Genomic DNA, 710 nt, shown 5'->3' with positions numbered 1-710 from the left:
CCGGAAGCCGGATTGCAGAACTCGGGCTCGAACACATAATGGCTGGCCATCGCCATGAAGCGGACGTTGACGTCGCGCTCCTTGCCACGACCGACCTTGTCGATCGCCGTGCGCATGTTGTCGTAGATGCCGCGACCAGGAATGCCACCGAAGACACGGAAGGCATGGTTATGGGCATCGAACAGCATCTCGTGCGTCTGCAGGAGGTATGCCCGGACGATGAAGGCCCTGGAGTAGCTCAGCTTCGTGTGGGCGATCTGCAGCTTGGTGCGCTCATTGCCGATGATCGCCCAATCTTCCGACCAGTCGAACTGGAAGGCTTCGCCTGGTTCGAACGCCAAGGGCACAAATGTCCCGCGGCCCGTCGTCTGCAGTTCCCGCTGTCGATCGTCTCGCCATTCCCGCGCAAATGCCGCCACGCGATTGTAGGACCCCTCGTAGCCGAGGCTGACAAGATCAGCGTGTAGCTGCTTCATAGTCCGCTTCTGCTTGCGGCTCCTCTTCGACTCCGTCTTCAGCCAGGCCGATAACCGATCTGCAAACGGATCGAGTTTGCTCGGCCTCTCCGGCACGTTGAACTTCGGCTCCACGCCGCCGGCGCGCAGATATTTGCGGATGGTATTCCGGGATAAGCCGGTCCTGCGGCAAATCTCCCGGATCGATAGATGCTCTCGAAAATGCCAGCGTCGGATTACGCTCAGTAACGCCAT

The 710-nt window shown here is 59.9% G+C and carries 1 protein-coding gene; it reads right to left on the bottom strand.

Annotation, left to right across the window (positions count from 1 at the left end):
- Window positions 1-710 (bottom strand): IS21 family transposase (gene istA, locus FN060_RS15390; protein ID WP_185929062.1); only part of this gene is annotated, 710 nt, incomplete at both ends.

This window comes from Pseudorhizobium halotolerans (assembly GCF_902153235.2).
Classification (GTDB): Bacteria; Pseudomonadota; Alphaproteobacteria; order Rhizobiales; family Rhizobiaceae; genus Neorhizobium; species Neorhizobium flavum.
The sequence above is the reverse complement of the archived record's forward strand: the minus strand, read 5'-3'. Positions and strand labels throughout refer to the sequence as shown.